19 protein-coding genes and 5 tRNA genes are annotated in these 18,799 nt (G+C 65.2%); 16 read left to right on the forward strand and 8 right to left on the reverse strand.

Annotation, left to right across the window (positions count from 1 at the left end; translation table 11 throughout):
* Positions 1–22: 22 nt before the first annotated feature.
* The 4 genes from AC1RCS_RS01540 to AC1RCS_RS01555 all read right to left on the reverse strand — a co-directional run bounded on the left by AC1RCS_RS01540 (position 23) and on the right by AC1RCS_RS01555 (position 2,867).
* Positions 23–310: a DUF4148 domain-containing protein gene (locus AC1RCS_RS01540; RefSeq protein WP_492255463.1), complete on the reverse strand. Its 288-nt coding sequence runs from the start codon at positions 308–310 to the stop codon at positions 23–25.
* A gap of 442 nt (positions 311–752) precedes the next feature.
* The gene (locus AC1RCS_RS01545; protein WP_492245749.1) at positions 753–1,298 is read right to left on the reverse strand and encodes a TPM domain-containing protein; all 546 of its coding nucleotides are present in this window, start codon (positions 1,296–1,298) and stop codon (positions 753–755) included.
* A gap of 1 nt (position 1,299) precedes the next feature.
* Positions 1,300–2,232 carry a TPM domain-containing protein gene (locus AC1RCS_RS01550; protein ID WP_492245748.1) on the reverse strand — a complete coding sequence of 311 codons (933 nt, stop codon included), beginning with the start codon at positions 2,230–2,232 and terminating at the stop codon, positions 1,300–1,302.
* Positions 2,233–2,267: 35 nt separating this feature from the next.
* Positions 2,268–2,867 (reverse strand): LemA family protein, encoded by a 600-nt coding sequence (locus AC1RCS_RS01555; protein ID WP_218341852.1) that lies wholly within the window; start codon positions 2,865–2,867, stop codon positions 2,268–2,270.
* Between the two features lie 235 nt (positions 2,868–3,102).
* Between AC1RCS_RS01555 and AC1RCS_RS01560 the strand changes: the two genes are divergently transcribed.
* From AC1RCS_RS01560 to AC1RCS_RS01570, 3 genes are all read left to right on the forward strand, one after another.
* Positions 3,103–3,552 carry a YybH family protein gene (locus AC1RCS_RS01560; RefSeq protein WP_492245747.1) on the forward strand — a complete coding sequence of 150 codons (450 nt, stop codon included), beginning with the start codon at positions 3,103–3,105 and terminating at the stop codon, positions 3,550–3,552.
* A 66-nt stretch (positions 3,553–3,618) separates the two neighbouring features.
* Positions 3,619–4,638, forward strand: coding sequence for a YheT family hydrolase (locus AC1RCS_RS01565; RefSeq protein ID WP_492245746.1), 1,020 nt, complete (start codon positions 3,619–3,621; stop codon positions 4,636–4,638).
* The gene (locus AC1RCS_RS01570; RefSeq protein WP_492245745.1) at positions 4,631–5,203 is read left to right on the forward strand and encodes a DUF2946 family protein; all 573 of its coding nucleotides are present in this window, start codon (positions 4,631–4,633) and stop codon (positions 5,201–5,203) included. Before AC1RCS_RS01565 ends, AC1RCS_RS01570 begins: the two co-directional genes overlap by 8 nt.
* A gap of 106 nt (positions 5,204–5,309) precedes the next feature.
* Here the strand turns inward: AC1RCS_RS01570 and AC1RCS_RS01575 are convergent, their stop codons facing one another.
* From AC1RCS_RS01575 to AC1RCS_RS01590, 4 genes are all read right to left on the reverse strand, one after another.
* Positions 5,310–6,182, reverse strand: a complete 873-nt coding sequence (locus AC1RCS_RS01575; protein ID WP_492245744.1) for a c-type cytochrome — start codon at positions 6,180–6,182, stop codon at positions 5,310–5,312.
* Between the two features lie 172 nt (positions 6,183–6,354).
* Entirely contained in the window at positions 6,355–7,782 is a 1,428-nt protein-coding gene (locus AC1RCS_RS01580; protein WP_492245743.1) for an efflux transporter outer membrane subunit, read from the reverse strand.
* On the reverse strand, positions 7,775–10,930 hold the full coding sequence (locus AC1RCS_RS01585; protein ID WP_218298047.1) for an efflux RND transporter permease subunit: 3,156 nt from the start codon (positions 10,928–10,930) through the stop codon (positions 7,775–7,777). The genes AC1RCS_RS01580 and AC1RCS_RS01585 overlap by 8 nt, the downstream gene beginning before the upstream one ends.
* 13 nt (positions 10,931–10,943) lie before the next feature.
* Complete coding sequence (locus AC1RCS_RS01590) at positions 10,944–12,236, reverse strand: efflux RND transporter periplasmic adaptor subunit (protein ID WP_492245742.1); 1,293 nt, start codon at positions 12,234–12,236, stop codon at positions 10,944–10,946.
* A 195-nt stretch (positions 12,237–12,431) separates the two neighbouring features.
* On the opposite strand from AC1RCS_RS01590, the gene AC1RCS_RS01595 reads away from it, so the two are divergent.
* From AC1RCS_RS01595 to rplL, 13 genes are all read left to right on the forward strand, one after another.
* Positions 12,432–13,091 carry a TetR family transcriptional regulator gene (locus AC1RCS_RS01595; protein ID WP_492245741.1) on the forward strand — a complete coding sequence of 220 codons (660 nt, stop codon included), beginning with the start codon at positions 12,432–12,434 and terminating at the stop codon, positions 13,089–13,091.
* Between the two features lie 101 nt (positions 13,092–13,192).
* Positions 13,193–13,268 (forward strand) — tRNA-Arg (locus tag AC1RCS_RS01600).
* Positions 13,269–13,369: 101 nt separating this feature from the next.
* Positions 13,370–13,455, forward strand: a tRNA-Tyr gene (locus AC1RCS_RS01605).
* A 76-nt stretch (positions 13,456–13,531) separates the two neighbouring features.
* A tRNA-Gly gene (locus AC1RCS_RS01610) sits at positions 13,532–13,605 on the forward strand.
* A 62-nt stretch (positions 13,606–13,667) separates the two neighbouring features.
* Positions 13,668–13,742 (forward strand) — tRNA-Thr (locus AC1RCS_RS01615).
* A gap of 74 nt (positions 13,743–13,816) precedes the next feature.
* On the forward strand, positions 13,817–15,007 hold the full coding sequence (gene tuf, locus AC1RCS_RS01620) for an elongation factor Tu (RefSeq protein ID WP_056642984.1): 1,191 nt from the start codon (positions 13,817–13,819) through the stop codon (positions 15,005–15,007).
* Between the two features lie 15 nt (positions 15,008–15,022).
* Positions 15,023–15,098, forward strand: a tRNA-Trp gene (locus AC1RCS_RS01625).
* Between the two features lie 91 nt (positions 15,099–15,189).
* Positions 15,190–15,576 carry a preprotein translocase subunit SecE gene (gene secE, locus AC1RCS_RS01630; protein WP_218297389.1) on the forward strand — a complete coding sequence of 129 codons (387 nt, stop codon included), beginning with the start codon at positions 15,190–15,192 and terminating at the stop codon, positions 15,574–15,576.
* Positions 15,573–16,169 carry a transcription termination/antitermination protein NusG gene (nusG, locus tag AC1RCS_RS01635; RefSeq protein WP_082437456.1) on the forward strand — a complete coding sequence of 199 codons (597 nt, stop codon included), beginning with the start codon at positions 15,573–15,575 and terminating at the stop codon, positions 16,167–16,169. Before secE ends, nusG begins: the two co-directional genes overlap by 4 nt.
* A gap of 164 nt (positions 16,170–16,333) precedes the next feature.
* Positions 16,334–16,765: a 50S ribosomal protein L11 gene (rplK, locus tag AC1RCS_RS01640; RefSeq protein WP_063459212.1), complete on the forward strand. Its 432-nt coding sequence runs from the start codon at positions 16,334–16,336 to the stop codon at positions 16,763–16,765.
* Positions 16,766–17,461 (forward strand): 50S ribosomal protein L1, encoded by a 696-nt coding sequence (gene rplA, locus AC1RCS_RS01645; protein ID WP_218297388.1) that lies wholly within the window; start codon positions 16,766–16,768, stop codon positions 17,459–17,461. It abuts the gene before it with no gap.
* A 236-nt stretch (positions 17,462–17,697) separates the two neighbouring features.
* Complete coding sequence (gene rplJ, locus AC1RCS_RS01650; protein ID WP_218297387.1) at positions 17,698–18,222, forward strand: 50S ribosomal protein L10; 525 nt, start codon at positions 17,698–17,700, stop codon at positions 18,220–18,222.
* Positions 18,223–18,262: 40 nt separating this feature from the next.
* The gene (gene rplL, locus AC1RCS_RS01655) at positions 18,263–18,640 is read left to right on the forward strand and encodes a 50S ribosomal protein L7/L12 (RefSeq protein ID WP_008907085.1); all 378 of its coding nucleotides are present in this window, start codon (positions 18,263–18,265) and stop codon (positions 18,638–18,640) included.
* The last annotated feature ends 159 nt before the right edge of the window (positions 18,641–18,799 follow it).

Here is an 18,799-nt window from a genome sequence, read left to right on the forward strand (position 1 = left end):
GATTCAGCGAATCAAACGCTGATCAACCACGCTCGCCCGAAGGGATCTGGCCGGTGCGCACGGCATCTGCGGCCTGGGCACGCACGGCGGCGCGGTCGGCGGTGGATTGGTAGGTCACCACACGCGAACCTGCGGGCTCGATGGAGCGGGTCTGGGCCACGGTGGCGGCTTCGGCGGCCACTTCGGCGCGGGTGCGGTTGGTGTCGAACTTCGTGGCGAACTGCGAGGCATCGGCCTCGTCGGCCTGGGCACCAAAAGAAGCGAAAGCAGCCACAGCGGCGATGGAGAGGAAACGTGCGGTCGTGTTCATGATGAAAATCCTTGAAGTTAAAAAAGCGTCTCAGAAAAACCGGGACAAAGCGGAAAGTGACAACTGCTTCAAACCGGGTTCGGTGAGTCGCCTTGCGGGTTCGGCTCATCGATGGGATGAACTGTACGTGGATGGGGCGCGAAGAAAAACCACCGGGTCGCAAACTAACTGTTCCAGTATTGGAAACAATGAAGAGGGAACTCTGCCGCAACCCGTCGGATTTCGCGGCACGACGCGGCATTCGAAGCCGTTTTTAGAGGAAAACCCTGGTGCGAGTTTGGGACAGTGTGAATGGCTTGGGAAAGGCCGTCGCGGCGGCTGCCGCACCCTTGCGAAGGGTGGCGGCGCACCTGCGTCCCTCGCACGCGGTCCCGGCGCGCACGGTCCGCCCGCCCGTCTCCGGCGGCGCTCGGTGCGCCCCGGGCTGCAGCCGGGTGGACTCCTAGCGCACCACGGGGGCGTCCGGCAATTCGTTGTCGCCGGGCGTGTCCGATGTCAGCGGGAAGTGCCTGCCCAGGCGGGACGACGCGGCCTCGATGGCTTGCGCGAGGCCTTCCTCGTAGTGCCGCTGGCGGAAGTGGGTGGACATCTGTGCGATCACATCGCGCCATTCGCTGCCCGCCACGTGGCGGGTCAGGCCCCGGTCGGCCACGATCTCTATCGCATGCTCGGGCAGCAGCAGATAGATCAGCACGCCGTTGTTGTGCTCGGTGTCCCACACGCGGTATTTGCTGAACAGCATGATGGCGCGTTCGCGCGCGCTGGCATGGCGGCGCAGGTAGCTCCAGGGCAGGCTGGCTTCGGCGACGATGCGGATCTGGCCCGTGTGCCGCCGCTCGCTGGCCGCAACCCGCGCGGCCAGCCGCTCCAGGGCTTCGCTGGAGAGCGCACGGCGTGCACCGGGTTCGCCCCAGCGATGCTGCGCAAGGCGCCACAGGGCGGTGGCCAGGCCCGGGAAGGTCGAGGGTGCTGCAGTTTCAGGGCCCATGTCACCAGTCTCCCGAGGCGCCGCCGCCACCAAAATCTCCACCCCCTCCGGAGCTGAAGCCCCCGCCGCCGCCGCTGGTGCCGCCTCCCCAGCCACCGCCGCCGCCATGGCCCCAGCCGCCGATCGGGCCGGCGTTTCGGCCCTGCCGGGCGCCGCCGCCCACGCCGCTGAAGAGCCAGGTGTAGAGCAGTGCGATGATCCCCGCGCCGCCGGCCACCAGCAGGCTGGACGTGAACACGAAGGCAAGAAAGCCCACGCCCCCACCCATGAACAGGCCTCCCAGCCGGCCGCCGAAGATGCTGCGCGCCAGCGGACCGGCCACCATCACGCCGAAGAACAGGAAGATCGCCAGGTCGGTCCAGTCGAAGCCTCCGCGGCCGCTGTCCTGCGGCGTCGATGGGCCTGTGCCGGTATCCGTGGGCGCAGGCAGTGCCTCGCCGGCGATGCGCGCGCCAAGCTGGGCGATGGCGTCGCGCAGGCCGCCCGCATAGTCGTTCTGCTGGAATCTGGGCTTCATGGCGCCGTCGATGATGCGCGCCGCCGCGATGTCGGGGATGGCGCCCTCCAGGGCCTTGGCGACCTCGATGCGCATCTTGCGGTCGTTCTTGGCGACGATCACCAGAACGCCATCGCCCACCTCCCTGCGGCCGATCTTCCACGTGTTGCCCACGCGGTTGGCGAACGACGCGATGTCTTCGGGGGCGGTGGTGGGCACCATGAGCACCACGATCTGGGCACCCCGGGCCTGCTCCAGCGCGCGCAGCTGCGCTTCCAGCGCCGCCGTGTCGGCGGCGTCCAGCGTGCCGGTCTGGTCGATGACTGGGCCGGTGAGCGCAGGCACGGGTAGCAGGCCCCCATCGGCCCGGGCCCAGGGCAAGGCGAATGCTATAAAAAATATAGCTATCAGCGCTTTGTGGATAAGCGCTAGGGGCATATTTTCTCGGTTGTCCGGTGGAAGGGCAAGTCCGCTCAGGGCTTGGGTTTGGAGGCGGAGAAATCCACGGTGGGGGGCGCGGAGATCTGGGCCTCGTTGGCCACCGTGAAGCTGGGCTTGGGCTGGTAGCTGAAGGCCATGGCCGTCAGGTTGGTGGGGAAGCTGCGCGCGAGCACGTTGTACTCCTGCACGGTCTGGATGTAGCGGTTGCGCGCCACGGTGATGCGGTTCTCGGTGCCTTCCAGCGTGACGCGCAGGTCCCGGAAGCCCTGGTTGGCCTGCAGCGTGGGATACCGCTCGGAGACCGCCATCAACCGAGACAGCGCACCCGACAATTCGCCCTGCGCCTGCTGGAACTTGTTGAATGCCTCGGGGTTGTTCAGGGTTTCGGGCGTGACCTGGATCGAGGTGGCCTTGGCGCGCGCCTCGACCACGCGGGTCAGGGTTTCCTGCTCGAAGTTCGCCTCGCCCTTGACGGTGGCGACGATGTTGGGCACCAGGTCGGCACGGCGCTGGTACTGGTTGAGGACCTCGCTCCATGCGGCCTTGGACTGCTCGTCCAGGCGCTGGAAGTCGTTGTAGCCGCAGCCGCTCAGGGCCAGCACGGCTGCCAGAAGTGCAAGGATGCGTTTCATCATCATGGTGGTGTTCGCCAGGTGGAGTCAGGACAAGGGACCGGGGTGCGAATGGGCCAGACAGTGGCCGCCCGGCAGATTCTGCAACAAGTGCGCGTGCCGCCACCGCTTTCCGGTGCCGGGCAGGCCGCACATGGTCACCACGCCCGCAAGGGGATGGCCGCACAATAGTGCCCTGCGCGTGGACGGGCCCCCGGCCGCCATGCCTTTCCTTCACCCCATCCTGCCGATCACCATGCCCCGTCCCCGCTCCAGCGCCGCCACCCTCGGAGGTTCCTCGGACGAAACCGAAGCCGCGTTCTACGAGGCCCTGCAGCGTGGCGACATCGAGCTGTTGATGTCCTGCTGGGCCGACGAGGACGACATCGTCTGCGTGCACCCCGGCGGGCCGCGGCTGCTGGGCGCGGGGGCGATCCGGGCGGCATTCGAGGCCATGTTTTCGCATGGCACGGTGCGGGCCCGGCCCGTGCAGGTGCACCGGGTGGTGGCCCTCACCAGCGCCGTGCACAGCGTCGCCGAACAGGTGGAGGTGATGCTGCCCGACGGCTTGCACCAGGCCGTGGTGCTGGCCACCAACGTCTACCACAAGACCCCCGAAGGCTGGCGCATGGTGGCGCACCACGCCAGCCCCGGGGCCGCGCCGGACGTGCAGACGGCGGACGCGCAGCGGCCCGTGCTCCATTGAGCCGATGGCCTTCCCATGTTCGAGCCTTTTTGCCTTCTTGCCCCGGAACTGTAAGCGCTGGCAGCTATGAAATATGTAGCACCCCGCTGGCTGCCCGGAGGCCAGCTCCAGACCATCTGGCCGGCCCTGTACTCGCGCCGGGTGTTCGGGCCCCGCCCCGAGTACCGCCGCGAGCGCTGGGAGACGCCGGATGGTGACTTCGTGGATGTGGACTTCCTGCAGGATGGCGTGGCGGCGGCCGGCGCGCCCCGGCCGTTGCTGGTGGTCTTCCATGGCCTGGAGGGTTCGTCGCGCAGCCACTACTGCGAAGCGTTCGCCGACCTGGCGCGCGAGCAGGGCTGGGCCTGCGCGCTGCCGCATTTCCGGGGGTGCAGTGGCGAGATCAACCGTGCGCCGCGCGCCTACCACTCGGGCGACCACGCCGAGATCGGCTGGATGCTGCAGCGCCTGCGTGCATCGCACAGGGGGCCGCTGATGGCGGTGGGTGTCTCCCTGGGGGGAAACGCGCTCCTGCGCTGGGCCGCCGAAGTGGGCGAGGACGCCGCGCGCAGCGCGGACGCGGTGGCCGCCGTGTGCTCGCCCATCGACCTGGCCGCAGGCGGGCACGCGATCGGGCGCGGCTTCAACCGGCAGGTCTACACGCGCATGTTCATGCGCACCCTGGTGCCCAAGGCGCTGCAGAAGCTGGCGCAGCACCCGGCGCTGTTCGACCGGCAGGCCCTGATGGCGGCGCGTGACCTGTATGCGTTCGACAACGTGTTCACCGCACCGCTGCACGGCTTTCGCAACACCGAAGACTATTGGCTGCGCGCCTCCGCCAAGCCGCTGCTGCACCGCATCCGCCTTCCTGCCCTGGTCGTCAATGCGCGCAACGACCCGTTCGTTCCGGCCGCCAGCCTGCCGCTGCCGCAGGAGGTGGCCAACGGGTTCGTCACGCTCTGGCAGCCCCCGCACGGCGGCCATGTCGGCTTTGCCCACGGGCGCTTGCCGGGGCATGTGCGCGCCATGCCCGACGCAGTCGGGGGATGGCTGGCAGAGCATGCGGGGGCCGTGGCGCGCGCGGGAGCACAATCGCCGCATGGATGACATCGTCAAGCAGGCGCTGGCCAAGTGGCCCAACGTGCCCGACTGCTACGGATGGCTCGGCCTGGATGCGCGCGGCCACTGGTACCTGCGCGACGACCAGGTCCAGGCCGCAGGCCCCTTTCCGCGCAGCAAGGGGTCCCTGCTGCAGCATGAAAAGCTGGTCGAATTCATCGCGCGCAATTACGAGCACGACGCGCAGGGGCAATGGTTTTTCCAGAACGGGCCGCAGCGCGTGTATGTGGAACTGGAAGCCACGCCCCTCGTGTGGCGCATACAGCCGGATTTTTCCGTGCTTTCCCACACCGGCCGGGGGGCCGCGGTGCAGGACTGCCTGGTGGATGCGCAGGGGCGGGTCTACCTGGAGTCGGAGCTGGGCGTGGGGCTGGTGCACACCCTGGACGTGCCCCTGGCCGCCGAGGCGGTGGAGGCGGGCCGCTGGGTACCGCTGGATGTGCGGGCAGAGGATTTGCCGGGGCGCTACGGCTTCGTCATGAGCCCGCATGGCCGCTGGAGCGCTGGTGGAATGCAGGGGCGGGCGCCCAGGGCGGGCATGGCGCGCACCTGAAGAAGAAAGAGAAGGAACCAGGGCGCAGAAAGTAAAAAAGCCGGTCCACAGAACCGGCTTTTTCATGGGCCCGCGCGGCGCTCCGCCGCATGCGGGAGAGAAGGGCTTACTTGGCGGCCGCGGCCATGAACTCGACGGCGGCACGCAGATCGGCATCCGACGCCTGAGCGGCGCCACCGCGGGGAGGCATCGCACCCTTGCCCTTGGCCACGCTGTTATACAGCGCATCGATGCCGGCAGGCAGGCGGGCCGACCAGGCGGCCTTGTCACCAAACTTGGGGGCGCCGGCCACGCCAGCCGCGTGGCACACCTGGCACGCCTGCTTGTACAGGGCTTCGCCAGCGCCTGCGGCGGCAGCGGCCACAGGAGCGGGCGCTGCTGCTGCAGCAGCAGGAGCGGCTTCGGCAGCGGGCGCTGCTGCGGCCGCCGTAGCGGCAGGGGCTGCGGACGCGGCGTCGGCGGCAGCCGCGGGGGCTGCTCCGGCGGGTGCCGCGGGTTCCGCGAACTTGGCGCCGGCGGCGTTGGCCATGTATGCGACGGCCCGCGCGATTTCGGTGTCGTTGAAGTCGCCGCCGCCTTGCGGCGCCATGGCGCCCTTGCCCTTCAGCGCGGATTGGACCAGCGCTTCAAAGCCGGTCTTGATGCGGGCCGACCAGGCAGCGGCGTCCGAGAACTTGGGAGCCCCCGCGGCGCCTGTGGCATGGCAGGCCGCGCACTGGCCCTTGTAGACGTCTTCGCCGCTTCGCAGGGGGCGGTTGGCATCGCGGATTTCGACCATGCCCACCTTCTGGATGCGCTCGGCAATGGCCTTCTCGGGATTGGCTGCGCCAGCGGCCGGCTTGTCGGCCGACGTGACATACAGGACCAAGCCAATGATGGCAAAGATCGGAATCACAAACGAGAAAAGTACCGCGACCAGCAACTGCTTGGGGTTCTTGATCGGGCCGGTATGGGCTTCTTCGTGGTGGTTGTCGCTCATGACGTCCTCAGGGTGTATCGGGGGGCTTTGATGAAATCAACCCTCAATTATATCTGCGGGGCTGGTGCCTCCCCGTGAGCATCGCACAGGCGCCGCGCCAGATGCGCGAGACAGCCCGCGCGCGCCGCCACCCTGCGGTGCGGGCGCGCGTGGCCTGGCGCCGCCGTGCGCGTCAGGACGGATTGCCCGCCACCGCAGCGGCTTCGGGCGCGCCGCCGCCCAGGGCCTTGTACAGCGCCACCTGGTTTTGCAGCTGCGCGAGCTTGACCTGCACGACGGCCTGCTGCGTGGCGAACAGGGAACGCTGGGCGTCCAGCAGGTCCAGGTAGCTCGATACGCCGTTGCGGTAGCGCAGATCGGCCAGCTGCAGCCGCGCGCCTTCCGCCTGGGCCTGCAGTTGCTGGGCCTCGGCCTGCTCACCCAGGGTGGCCTGGCCCGCCAGCGCATCCGAGACTTCGCGGAAGGCCGTCTGGATGGCCTTTTCGTATTGCGCGATGGCGATGCCCCGCCCGGCTTGCGCACTCTCGAGGTTGGCCTGGTTGCGGCCCGCGTCGAAGATGGGCAGCAGCAGGGACGGCGCGATCGTGAACCCCCACGAGCCGCTCTTGAACAGGCCCGACAGTTCGCCGCTGGCGGTGCCTGCCTGGGCCGTGAGCGAGATGCGCGGGAAGAACGCGGCCCGCGCCGCGCCGATGTTCGCGTTGGCTGCGATCAGCTGCTGCTCTGCCTGGCGGATGTCGGGGCGGCGCGTCAGCAGTTCGGACGGCAGGCCTGCGGGCAACTGCGCCATGGCAGGCGCAGCGGCCAGCCGGCTGCCCGTGAGGCTGGCGCGGATGTCGTCGGGCAGGGACTGTCCGAGCAGCAGGGCCAGGGCGTTCTCGTCCAGCGCGCGCTGGCGCTGCTGCTGCGCCAGGGTGGCGCGTGCCGCCTGGGTCAGGGACTCTGCCTGGCGGAAGTCCAGCTCCGAGGCCACGCCCGCGTCCAGCCGCATGCGCGTGAGGCGCACCGATTCCTCGCGCGACGCGAGGGTCTGGCGCGACAGGTCCAGCAGCTCCTCGTCGGCCAGCAGGTTCAGCCAGCCGTTGGCCACGGCGGCCACCAGGCTGACCTGCGCCGCATTGCGGCCCTCTTCGGTGGCAAGGTACTGCGCGAGCGCCTGCTCCTTGAGGCTGGCGATGCGGCCGAAGAAGTCGATCTCCCAGGCCGAAACCGCAAGTCCGACGCTGAACGAGTTGGTCAGGTCGCCCGTGCCCGCGGCCGGTGCGCGGCTGGCGTTGGCCGCCAGGCCCACGCCCGGGTACAGGTCGGCCCGGCGCACCTGGAACGTGGCGCGTGCCTGTTCGATGTTGAGCACGGCCACGCGCAGATCGCGGTTGTTGGCCAGCGCGGCGTCGATGAGCTGGCGCAGCCGGGGCTCGGCGAAATAGTCCTGCCAGGGGGCCGCGGCCGCAGCGCCCTGCGTGGTGCCGCTGGCGGAAGCCGCCGTGGTGTACGTGGCCGGCACGGGGGCCGCGGGTCGCTCGTAGACGGGGATGAACGAGCAGCCGGCCAGCAGCGCTGCCGCTGCCAGTGCGATGGAGGTGCTGCGGTGATTAGTCATGGGTTCCAACTCCTGCTTCTTCTGCGTGGCGGCGGTTCATTTCCTGCTGGCGCGCGCTCCCCTTGAACAGGCTGCGGACCACCACGAAGAACACGGGCACGAAGAACACGGCCAGTGCCGTGCCCGTGATCATTCCGCCCAGCACGCCCGTGCCGATGGCGCGCTGGCTGGCCGAGCCCGCGCCCGACGCGATGGCCAGCGGCAGCACGCCCAGCCCGAACGCCATCGAGGTCATCACGATGGGGCGGAACCGCAGGTGCGCGGCCGCCAGCGCCGACTCGATCACGCCCTTGCCCTGGGCCTGAAGGTCCTTGGCAAATTCGATGATCAGGATGGCGTTCTTCGCCGACAGGCCGATGATGGTGATCAGGCCCACCTGGAAGTACACGTCATTGGCATAGCCCCGCAGCAGGGTCGCCAGCAGCACGCCCAGCACGCCCAGGGGCACCACCAGGATCACGGCCAGCGGAATCGACCAGCTTTCGTACAGCGCGGCCAGGCACAGGAACACGGCCAGGATGGCGAAGCTGTAGAGGATCAGCGACTGGGAGCCCGCCAGCTTTTCCTCGCGCGACTGGCCGGTCCATTCAAAGCCGAAGCCTGCGGGCAGCTGGCCCGCGAGCTTTTCCATCTCGGCCATGGCGGCGCCCGTGCTGAAACCGGGGGCTGGCGAGCCCGAGATCCGCATGGCGGGATAGCCGTTGTAGCGCACCGTCTGCTGCGCGCCATTGACCCAGCGGGTGGTGGCGAAGGCAGAGAGCGGCACCGGCTTGCCCTGGCTGTTGGCGGCGTTGATCTTCAGCAGATCGTCGGGCTGCATGCGCGAAGGCGCGTCGGCCTGCACGACCACGCGCTGGAGGCGGCCCTGGTTCGGGAAGTCGTTCACATAGCTCGAGCCCAGCGCGGTCGACAGCGCGGAGTTGATGGCATCGAACGGCACGCCCAGGGCGTTGGCCTTGTCGCGGTCGATGTCGATCTGCAGCTGTGGCGCGTCTTCCAGGCCGTCCGGGCGCACCTGCGTGAGCACCTTGCTTTGCGAGGCCATGCCCAGCAGCTGATTGCGTGCCTTCACGAGCGCCTCGTGGCCGGCGCCTCCGCGGTCCTGCAGGCGGAACGTGAAGCCGCTGGCATTGCCCAGCTCGGGAATGGGAGGCGGGCTCAGCGGGAAGATGAACGCATCGCGGATTCCCATCAGGCCGCCGAAGGCCCGGTTGGCAACGTCCTGCGCCGATTGGCCCGGGCCGTGGCGTTCGCTCCAGTCCTTCAAGGTCACGAAGGCAAGAGCGGCGTTCTGCCCCTGGCCGGAGAAGCTGAAGCCCAGCACGCCCACCATGCTCTGCACTTCGGGCTGCTTGAGAATGAACTCCTCGACCTGCTGCATCACGGCCAGCGTGCGCTCTTGCGTCGCGCCGGGGGGCAGCTGCACGTTGACGATGATGTTGCCCTGGTCTTCGCTGGGCAGGAACGAGGTGGGCAGGCGCATGTACACCACGGCGACGGCGCCAATGATGGCGGCGTAGATGACGAGGTAGCGTGCTGCCCGCTTGAGCATGCGCGCCACGAAGCCTTCATAGCCCTTGGCGGTGCGCGAAAAGCCGCGATTGAACCAGCCGAAGAAGCCGGTCTTCTCGTGGTGGTGCCCGGCTTCCACGGGCTTAAGCAGCGTGGCGCACAGGGCCGGCGTGAGCGACAGGGCCATGAAGGCGGAAAAGCCGATGGAGGCCACCATCACCGCCGAGAACTGGCGGTAGATGTTGCCCGTGGAGCCCGCGAAGAAGGCCAGCGGCACGAACACCGAGATCAGCACCACGGTCACGCCGATGATGGCGCCCGAGATCTGGCGCATGGCCTTGCGCGTCGCCTCGAGCGGGGACAGTCCTTCCTCGCTCATGATGCGTTCGACGTTTTCCACCACCACGATGGCATCGTCCACCACGATGCCGATCACCAGCACCATGCCGAACATGGTCAGCACGTTGATCGAGAAGCCCAGCGCCAGCAGCGTGGCGAAGGTGCCCAGCAGAGCGATCGGCACCACGATGGTGGGGATGATGGTGTAGCGCCAGTTCTGCAGGAACAGGAACATCACCAGGAACACCAGCGCCACCGCTTCCAGCAGGGTCTCGGCCACCTGCTTGATGGAGATGTCCACGAAGCGCGAGCTGTCGTAGGGAATGCTCCAGCTCATGCCTTCGGGGAAGTAGCGCGAGAGCTCATTCATCTTGGTGCGCACGGCTTTCGCGGCTTCCAGGGCATTGCCGCTGGGCGACAGCTGGACGCCAATGCCCACGGCGGGCTTGCCGTTCAGTCGCGCGGCCGTGGCGTAGGCCTGGCCCCCCAGCTCCACGCGCGCCACGTCCTTGATGCGCACGGTGGAGCCGTCGGTGTTGGCGCGCAGCACGATGTTGCCGAACTGCTCCACGCTGGAGAGCTGGCCGTTGACCACCACCGTGGCCGCAATCCCCTGGCCCGCGATGTTGGGCAGGTCGCCGATCGTGCCGCTGGCCACCTGGGCGTTCTGGGCGCGGATGGCGGCGGTGATTTCGGCGGCCGAAAGGTTGAAGCTCACCATCTTGGCGGGGTCGATCCAGATGCGCATGGCGCGTTCCGTGCCGAACAGCTGTGCCTGGCCGATGCCCTGCAGCCGCTGCAGCTCGGGGACGATGTTGCGCGACGCGTAGTCGCCCAGGGCCACCGTGTCCGTCGCCGGGTTGGTCGACGAGAGCATGGTGAACAGCAGGAAGTTGGAGCGCGATTTGTCCACGCGCACGCCCTGTTGTGTCACGGCCGAGGGCAGCCGTGGCGTGGCGCGCGAGAGGCGGTTCTGCACATCCACCTGGGCCAGATCGGCATTGGTGCCGGGCTGGAAGCTCAGCGTGATGCTGCCGGAGCCGTCGGCCTGGGCGACGGATTCCATGTAGATCAGCCCCGGTGATCCGTTCATCTCGCGCTCGATGACCGACAGCACGCTGTCTTCGAGCGTTTGCGCGGATGCGCCCGGATAGGCCGCGTTGATGACGATGGCTGGCGGAGCCACCGGTGGGTACTGCGCGATGGGCAGCTGCGTGATCGCCACGCCGCCCATCACCATGATGAACAGGGCGATCACCCATGCAAAGATGGGTCGGTCGATAAAGAACTTGGCCATGCTGGGGTGCCCTTTATGGCTTCGACGAAGACGCGGCAGAAGCGGCGGGTGCCGCAGGTGCTGCTGCGGCGGCCGGCGACGGGGGCGCCGCGGATGGCGCTCCCGGCGCCTGCCATGGAACCGGCTTCACCGGCGTGCCGGGCGGCAGCATCTGCAGCTTCTGGAAGCCGTCCACCATGACCTTCTCGCCAGCCTTCAGCCCGTCGAGAACCACCCAGCGGTTGTTCTGGGCCGCGCTGACCTTGATGGGGCGCTGGGACACTTTGCCGTCCTCGCCCACCACGCTGACCGTGTCACCCTGCTGGGTGCGCGTGACAGCCTGCTGGGGCAGGGTGATGGCATTGCTGGCCTGGGCCTGTTCGATGCGCACGCGCAGGTACAGGCCGGGCAGCAGCTCCCCCTTGGGGTTGGGAACTTCCGCGCGCAGCGTGACCTGTCCCGTGGTGGCATCCACCGACAGGTCGGTGAACAGCAGCTTGCCGGTCTGGGCGTATTCCGATCCGTCGCCCAGGACGAGCTTGACGCTGGCTGCCTCGGTGCCGCCGGCGCGCTTGAACTGGCCGCTTTCCATGGCACGGCGCAGCTGGAAGACATCGCTGGCCGATTGGGTGAAGTTCACGTACACCGGGTCGATCTGCTGCACGACGGCCAGGGCAGTGGCTTCTCCCTGCCCGACCAATGCACCTTCCGTGACCAGCGCCCGCCCGATGCGGCCCGATATGGGGGATGTCACGCTGGCATAGCCAAGGTTGATGTCGGCGGTGCGCACCGACGCCCTGGCGGCGGCCACGTCTGCCTGGGCCTGCTTTTCGGCGGCTTCCGCATTGACGAAGTCCTGCTTGCTGATGGCATTGGCGCTCACGAGCGGGCGGTAGCGTTCCACCTGGGCGCTGGCCTGCGCGAGGTTGGCCTGGGCCTTGGCGAGGCTGGCGCGGGCGCTTTCCGACGCTGCCGCGTACGGGGCAGCGTCAATGCGAAAGAGTGGCTGGCCTGCCTTCACGTCGCTGCCCTCCTTGAAAAGGCGCTGCTGCAGGATGCCCGCAGCCCGGGCGCGCACCTGGGCGACGCGGGAAGCTTCCACGCGGCCCGGCAATTCGGTGATCAGCCCCACATCGCCGGGCGTTGCGGTGACAACCCCAACCTCGACGGGGGGCATCTGCTGCCCGCCGGCTGGGGCTTGGCCGTCGCTTTTGCCGCAGGCAGCCAGCAGCACCGCCGCTGCGGTGGCTGCGACCAGGGAGATGGCCTTGTGGGTTGTAGAGGCGCGAAAGGAGGGAATGGCAGATGCGTCACGCGGTGTGGGCATGGGAGTCCTTTTGATTGGCGTCAAGGAATTGGGTTGTAGGGGAAAGGGCCGCTGGCTGGAAGCGCCCCAAGATGAGAGCCCGACAAAATAAGTGCGCGATTATACATACAAACATGAATGTATAATTGTGACCGCCGGATGTCTTGGTGCATCCGGCCGGTGACTAGGCATTGAGAACGAGGAGACATACACCCCATGGCGCGTCGAACCAAAGAGGATGCAATTGCCACGCGCAACAGCCTGATAGATGCCGCGGAGCAGGTCTTCCGGGAGAAGGGGGTTTCGCGTGCTTCCCTGAGCGATATCGCGCAGGCTGCGGGGGCGACGCGGGGGGCGATCTACTGGCATTTCAAGGACAAGGTGGACCTCTTCAGTGCCATGATGGACCGGGTGACCCTTCCGCTCGAGCAGGGCTATGGGGAATTCGAGTGCAGCACCTGTCCGGATCCGGTGCAGCGGCTGCGTGCGGTGATGGCGCTTGTGCTGCGCAGCGTGGCCTCTGACGAGCGGACGCGCCGGGTTTTCGAGATTGCGCTCTACAAGGTGGAATATGTGAGCGAGCTCGTGGGGGTGCGTGATCGTCACGTGGCTGCGTCGGATGGTTTCACCCGCCAGTTGGCGCGCGACTTCGAGCTGGCTGCGCAGTTGCAAGGGGTCGTCTTGCCAATGACGCCCGTGGAGGCGGCCGTGGGCTTGCATGCCTTGTTCGATGGGCTCATCCGCAACTGGATCCTGGGGGAGGGCGGCTTTGATCTGGTGGGTGTCGGCGGGGTGAGTACCGATGCCTTTCTTGTGGGGTTGGGCCTGGCATTGCCAGGGGTTGTTGATGCCCAGGATTGCCGTGTTGCGCCCTAGTGCGTCTGTGGGTGCTCGTGTTGGTCGTGGTGCATCGGGGTTGTGTGCGTTTGCTGGCGGCGGTTGCATGCGATAATCCGAGGCTGTGCCAGTTCGGTCGTGCGGCTGTAGCTCAGTGGATAGAGTATTGGCCTCCGAAGCCAAGGGTCGTGGGTTCGATCCCCGCCAGCCGCACCAATGACGCGTGCAATCCAGGGAATGTGTCTCTTCGGGTGATCCTGCGGGGCTGCTAATTTCCCCGTGTTGCAAAAAACTAGTGCTATAATTCGAAATTCTCCGGAGGGGTGCCCGAGTGGCTAAAGGGGGCAGACTGTAAATCTGTTGGCTTACGCCTACACTGGTTCGAATCCAGTCCCCTCCACCAGTGAGAGAGTAGTGTTGAGAGTGATGTCCGGTTTTGCTTGGTTGCAAGGCTGGGCGCGCAGAGGCTGTTGGCCGATGCGGGAGTAGTTCAATGGTAGAACCCTAGCCTTCCAAGCTAATGACGCGGGTTCGATTCCCGTCTCCCGCTCCATTGCTCGCTTGTGCTGGTTTGTTGAGTTAGAGATTTTGATGTTGTGCGAGCGGCATCAAGTTGCCCATGTGGCTCAGTGGTAGAGCACTCCCTTGGTAAGGGAGAGGTCGCGGGTCCGATTCCCGCCATGGGCACCACTTTCAGGTGCGTCCGATTCTGGTTGCGCCGAGATCCTGTCGTATTGGTATAGATTTTTTTCGGAGTCGGAAAAATGGCAAAAGGAAAGTTCGAGCGCACCAAGCCTCACGTCAACGTGGGCACGATCGGCCACGTGGACCATGGCAAGACGACGCTGACGGCGGCCATCGCCACCGTGCTGTCCGCCAAGTTCGGCGGCGAAGCCAAGGCATACGACCAGATCGATGCGGCGCCCGAAGAAAAGGCCCGCGGCATCACGATCAACACCGCGCACGTGGAATACGAAACGGCCAACCGCCACTACGCCCACGTGGACTGCCCCGGCCACGCCGACTATGTGAAGAACATGATCACCGGCGCTGCCCAGATGGACGGCGCCATCCTGGTGTGCTCGGCTGCTGACGGCCCCATGCCCCAGACCCGCGAACACATCCTGCTGGCCCGCCAGGTGGGCGTGCCTTACATCATCGTGTTCCTGAACAAGTGCGACATGGTGGACGACGAAGAACTGCTGGAACTCGTCGAAATGGAAGTGCGCGAACTCCTGGACAAGTACGACTTCCCAGGCGACGACACCCCCATCATCCGTGGCTCGGCCAAGCTCGCCCTGGAAGGCGACAAGGGCAAGCTGGGTGAAGAAGCCATCATGAAGCTGGCCGAAGCGCTGGACACCTACATCCCCACGCCAGAGCGCGCTGTGGACGGTGCCTTCCTGATGCCCGTGGAAGACGTGTTCTCCATCTCCGGCCGCGGCACCGTGGTGACCGGTCGCGTCGAGCGCGGCATCATCAAGGTCGGCGAAGAAATCGAAATCGTCGGTATCCGCGACACGCAAAAGACCATCTGCACCGGCGTGGAAATGTTCCGCAAGCTGCTGGACCAAGGTCAAGCTGGCGACAACGTCGGCCTGCTGCTGCGCGGCACCAAGCGCGAAGACGTGGAGCGCGGCCAAGTGCTGTGCAAGCCCGGCTCGATCAAGCCCCACACCCACTTCACCGCTGAAGTGTATGTGCTGAGCAAGGACGAAGGCGGCCGCCACACCCCGTTCTTCAACAACTACCGCCCACAGTTCTACTTCCGCACGACCGACGTGACCGGCGCCATCGAGCTGCCGGCCGACAAGGAAATGGTCATGCCTGGCGACAACGTGTCGATCACCGTCAAGCTGATCAACCCCATCGCCATGGAAGAAGGCCTGCGCTTCGCCATCCGCGAAGGCGGCCGTACGGTCGGCGCTGGCGTCGTGGCCAAGATCATTGCTTAACTGGCAAAGGTATACAGGGGTATAGCTCAATTGGCAGAGCGTCGGTCTCCAAAACCGAAGGTTGTAGGTTCGATTCCTACTGCCCCTGCCACTTGAATGTGGCCCAAAACAAGCCCGCCAGGCCCTGGCGGGCTTCGGTGTCTTAAGTGATGCCGTGAATCGGAAGCAGGAAATACTCAAAGATGGCCACTTCACAGGTTGAAACTGTCAATACAGGCGCAGACAAGGCCAAGCTCGCAGCGGTGGTGGCTTTGGTCATCGCCTCGGTTGCGGGCTTTTATTTGCTGAGCAAGCAGGGCGCTCTCGTCCAATGGGCTGCGCTGATCGTCGGTCTGGTGGCGGCTGCGGGCGTGTTCCTGGTGTCGGAGTCTGGCCGTCAGTTCGTTGCCTTCGCAAAGGATGCATGGCGCGAGGTGAAAAAGGTCGTCTGGCCTACCCGCAAGGAAACCTTGCAGATGACGGCGTATGTGTTTGCCTTCGTGGTGATCATGGCGCTTTTCCTGTGGTTCACGGACAAGACGCTGGAATGGGTCTTGTACGACTTGGTTTTGGGTTGGAGAAAGTCATGACGACCGCTGCGGAAATCACTGGAGCAGAAGCTCCTGCAGGCGCTTCTGCTTCGGCAAATCCGGATCTGCGTTGGTACATCGTCCATGCCTATTCGGGCATGGAAAAGGCGGTGGAGCGCAATATCCAGGAGCGCATTGGTCGCTCGGGCATGCAAGACAAGTTCGGTCGCATTCTGGTGCCGACCGAAGAAGTGGTGGAGATGAAAAACGGCCAGCGCAAGACGACGGAGCGTCGCTTGTTCCCTGGCTATGTATTCGTCGAGATGGTGATGGACGACGATACCTGGCACTTGGTGAAGCACACCAACAAGGTGACCGGTTTCGTGGGGGGGGCCAAGAACCGCCCCGCCCCTATTTCCGAAGAGGAAGTCCAGAAGATCGTCAGCCAGATGCAGGAAGGCACGGACAAGCCGCGCCACAAGATCGAATTCATGGTGGGCGAGCTGGTTCGCGTCAAGGAAGGTCCGTTCACGGATTTCAATGGCTCCGTCGAAGAGGTCAATTACGAAAAGAGCCGCGTGCGCGTCTCCGTGATGATCTTCGGCCGCTCCACGCCGGTCGAGCTGGAATTCGGTCAGGTCGAAAAGACATAAGAACGTCTTCGATAAAAACCCTGATCGCCCTGGCACGCCAGGGCAAGCAATTGGATGTCGCGCTTTTCGGCTCGGTGCGAACATCGTGATAGCGAGTCGTTAACCCCGGGGAGCCGGTTGCTGCGTGGTGCAGCGCAGGCGTTATGACCCGTAAGGAGTAAAACATGGCGAAAAAAATCGTCGGTTTTATCAAGCTGCAAGTCCCAGCTGGTAAGGCCAATCCATCCCCACCCATCGGCCCGGCACTGGGTCAGCGTGGCCTCAACATCATGGAGTTCTGCAAGGCATTCAATGCGCAGACCCAAGGTGTGGAGCCAGGCCTGCCATTGCCCGTGGTCATCACGGCTTTCGCAGACAAGAGCTTTACCTTCATCATCAAGACGCCGCCTGCGACGACTCTGATCAAGAAGGCCATCAAGCTCGAAAAGGGTTCGGCCAATGCGCTGAAGATCAAGGTCGGCAAGATCACGCGCGAACAGCTCGAAGAAATCGCCAAGACCAAGATGAAGGACATGAATGCCGCGAATGTTGACGCAGCTGTCCGTACGCTGGCTGGTTCCGCACGCTCGATGGGCGTGACGGTGGAGGGTTTGTAAATGGCCAAGTTGACGAAAAAGCAAAAAGCCCTGCAGGGCAAGGTTGACAGCACCAAGCTGTACGCCTTCGCGGATGCAGTGGCCCTGGTGAAGGAAGCCGCCACCGCCAAGTTCGATGAATCCATCGACGTGGCCGTGCAGCTCGGCATTGATGCCAAGAAGTCCGACCAAGTGGTGCGTGGCGCCGTGGTGCTGCCCAACGGTACCGGCAAGACGACGCGCGTCGCCGTGTTCGCCCAGGGTGCCAAGGCTGAAGAAGCCAAGGCCGCGGGTGCCGACATCGTCGGCATGGACGACCTGGCCGCCATGGTCAAGGCTGGCGACATGCCTTTCGACGTGGTGATTGCTGCCCCTGACGCGATGCGCGTCGTGGGTACGCTGGGCCAGATCCTGGGCCCGCGTGGCCTGATGCCCAACCCCAAGGTGGGCACAGTGACGCCTGACGTTGCCACGGCCGTGAAGAACGCCAAGGCTGGTCAAGTGCAGTTCCGCGTGGACAAGGCCGGTATCGTGCACAGCACGATTGGCCGCCGTTCGTTCGACAACGAGAAGCTGCAAGGCAATCTGGCTGCCCTGATCGATGCACTGAACAAGGCCAAGCCTGCTTCGAGCAAGGGTCTGTACCTGCGCAAGGTCGCCGTGTCTTCCACGATGGGTCTGGGCGTCCGCGTGGATACGCAATCCATCGCAGCGTAATTGCGAAAAGAAATCTTCGGACCTGTCAAAGGGTCCGATGTGGTGGGCTGAAGCTGGCATTCAAGCTGCCTTCAGGCCATCCAAGACCGTTGGTGTGCAAGTTCGCACTTAATCCCCCTGGGGCCAACGCAGATGGCGATCCCGCTGCAGATGGAATCCGTTCCGAAACAGTTGGTCGCTGCAACAAGAGCGCGCAGGAGGGTGCAAGCCTGAATGTGCAATTTAAGGAGTAGACCTTGAGTCTTAATCGCAGTGAGAAAGAAGCGGTCATCAGTGAAGTGACCAGCCTCGCCGCTAAAGCTCAAACGCTTGTGATCGCGGAGTACCGCGGCATCACGGTCGCCGACATGACCAAACTGCGTGTGGAAGCTCGCAGCAAGGGCGTGAACCTGAGTGTTCTGAAGAACACCCTGGCTCGCCGTGCTGTAGCTGGCAGCGCGTTTGACGTGGTGGCTGACCAGATGACCGGTCCGCTGATCTATGGCTTCTCCGAAGACGCTGTGGCCGCCGCCAAGGTGGTGGCCGATTTCGCGAAAACCAACGACAAGCTGGTGATTCGTGGTGGCGCTTTCGGTGGCAAGGCCCTGGATGTCAACGGCGTTAAGCAACTGGCCAACATTCCTTCCAAGGAAGTGCTGCTGGCTCAGATTTGTGGCTTGCTTATGTCCCCCATGTCGCGTACGGCCGTTGTGCTGGGCGCACTGGCGGCGAAAAAAGGCGAAGGCGCAGCCGCACCGGCCGCCGAACCTGCCGCGGCTTGATAGCCGGGCAGTCAACCAACACAATTGTTAGGAAATCAAAATGGCATTCGATAAAGACGCATTCTTGACCGCGCTGGACAGCATGACGGTCCTGGAACTCAATGACCTGGTGAAGGCCATTGAAGAGAAGTTTGGCGTGAGCGCTGCAGCCATGGCTGCTCCTGCTGCCGCTGGTGGCGGTGCTGGCGCTGCTGCTGCTGAAGAAAAGACGGAATTCAACGTGGTGCTGACGGAAGCCGGCGCCAACAAGGTGTCCGTCATCAAGGCAGTGCGCGAAATCACCGGCCTGGGCCTCAAGGAAGCCAAGGACCTGGTGGACGGCGCTCCCAAGAACGTCAAGGAAGGCATTGCCAAGGCCGACGCCGAAGCTGCCGTCAAGAAGCTGGTGGAAGCCGGCGCCAAGGCCGAACTCAAGTAATTCGGTCTCGTTCAAGGGCTGGAGTGCTCCTCAAAGGGCCTCCAGCCTTTGGTGCTTTCAGAGCGCACCCGCAAGCCTCGTTTTCCACGAGTCTTTCGAGTGTCTTCTGACAACCCCGACAGCAGAAGACGCCTTGGTTCGGGTGATGTGCAATGCATC

The organism is Acidovorax sp. GW823-FHT01C06 (assembly GCF_058798375.1).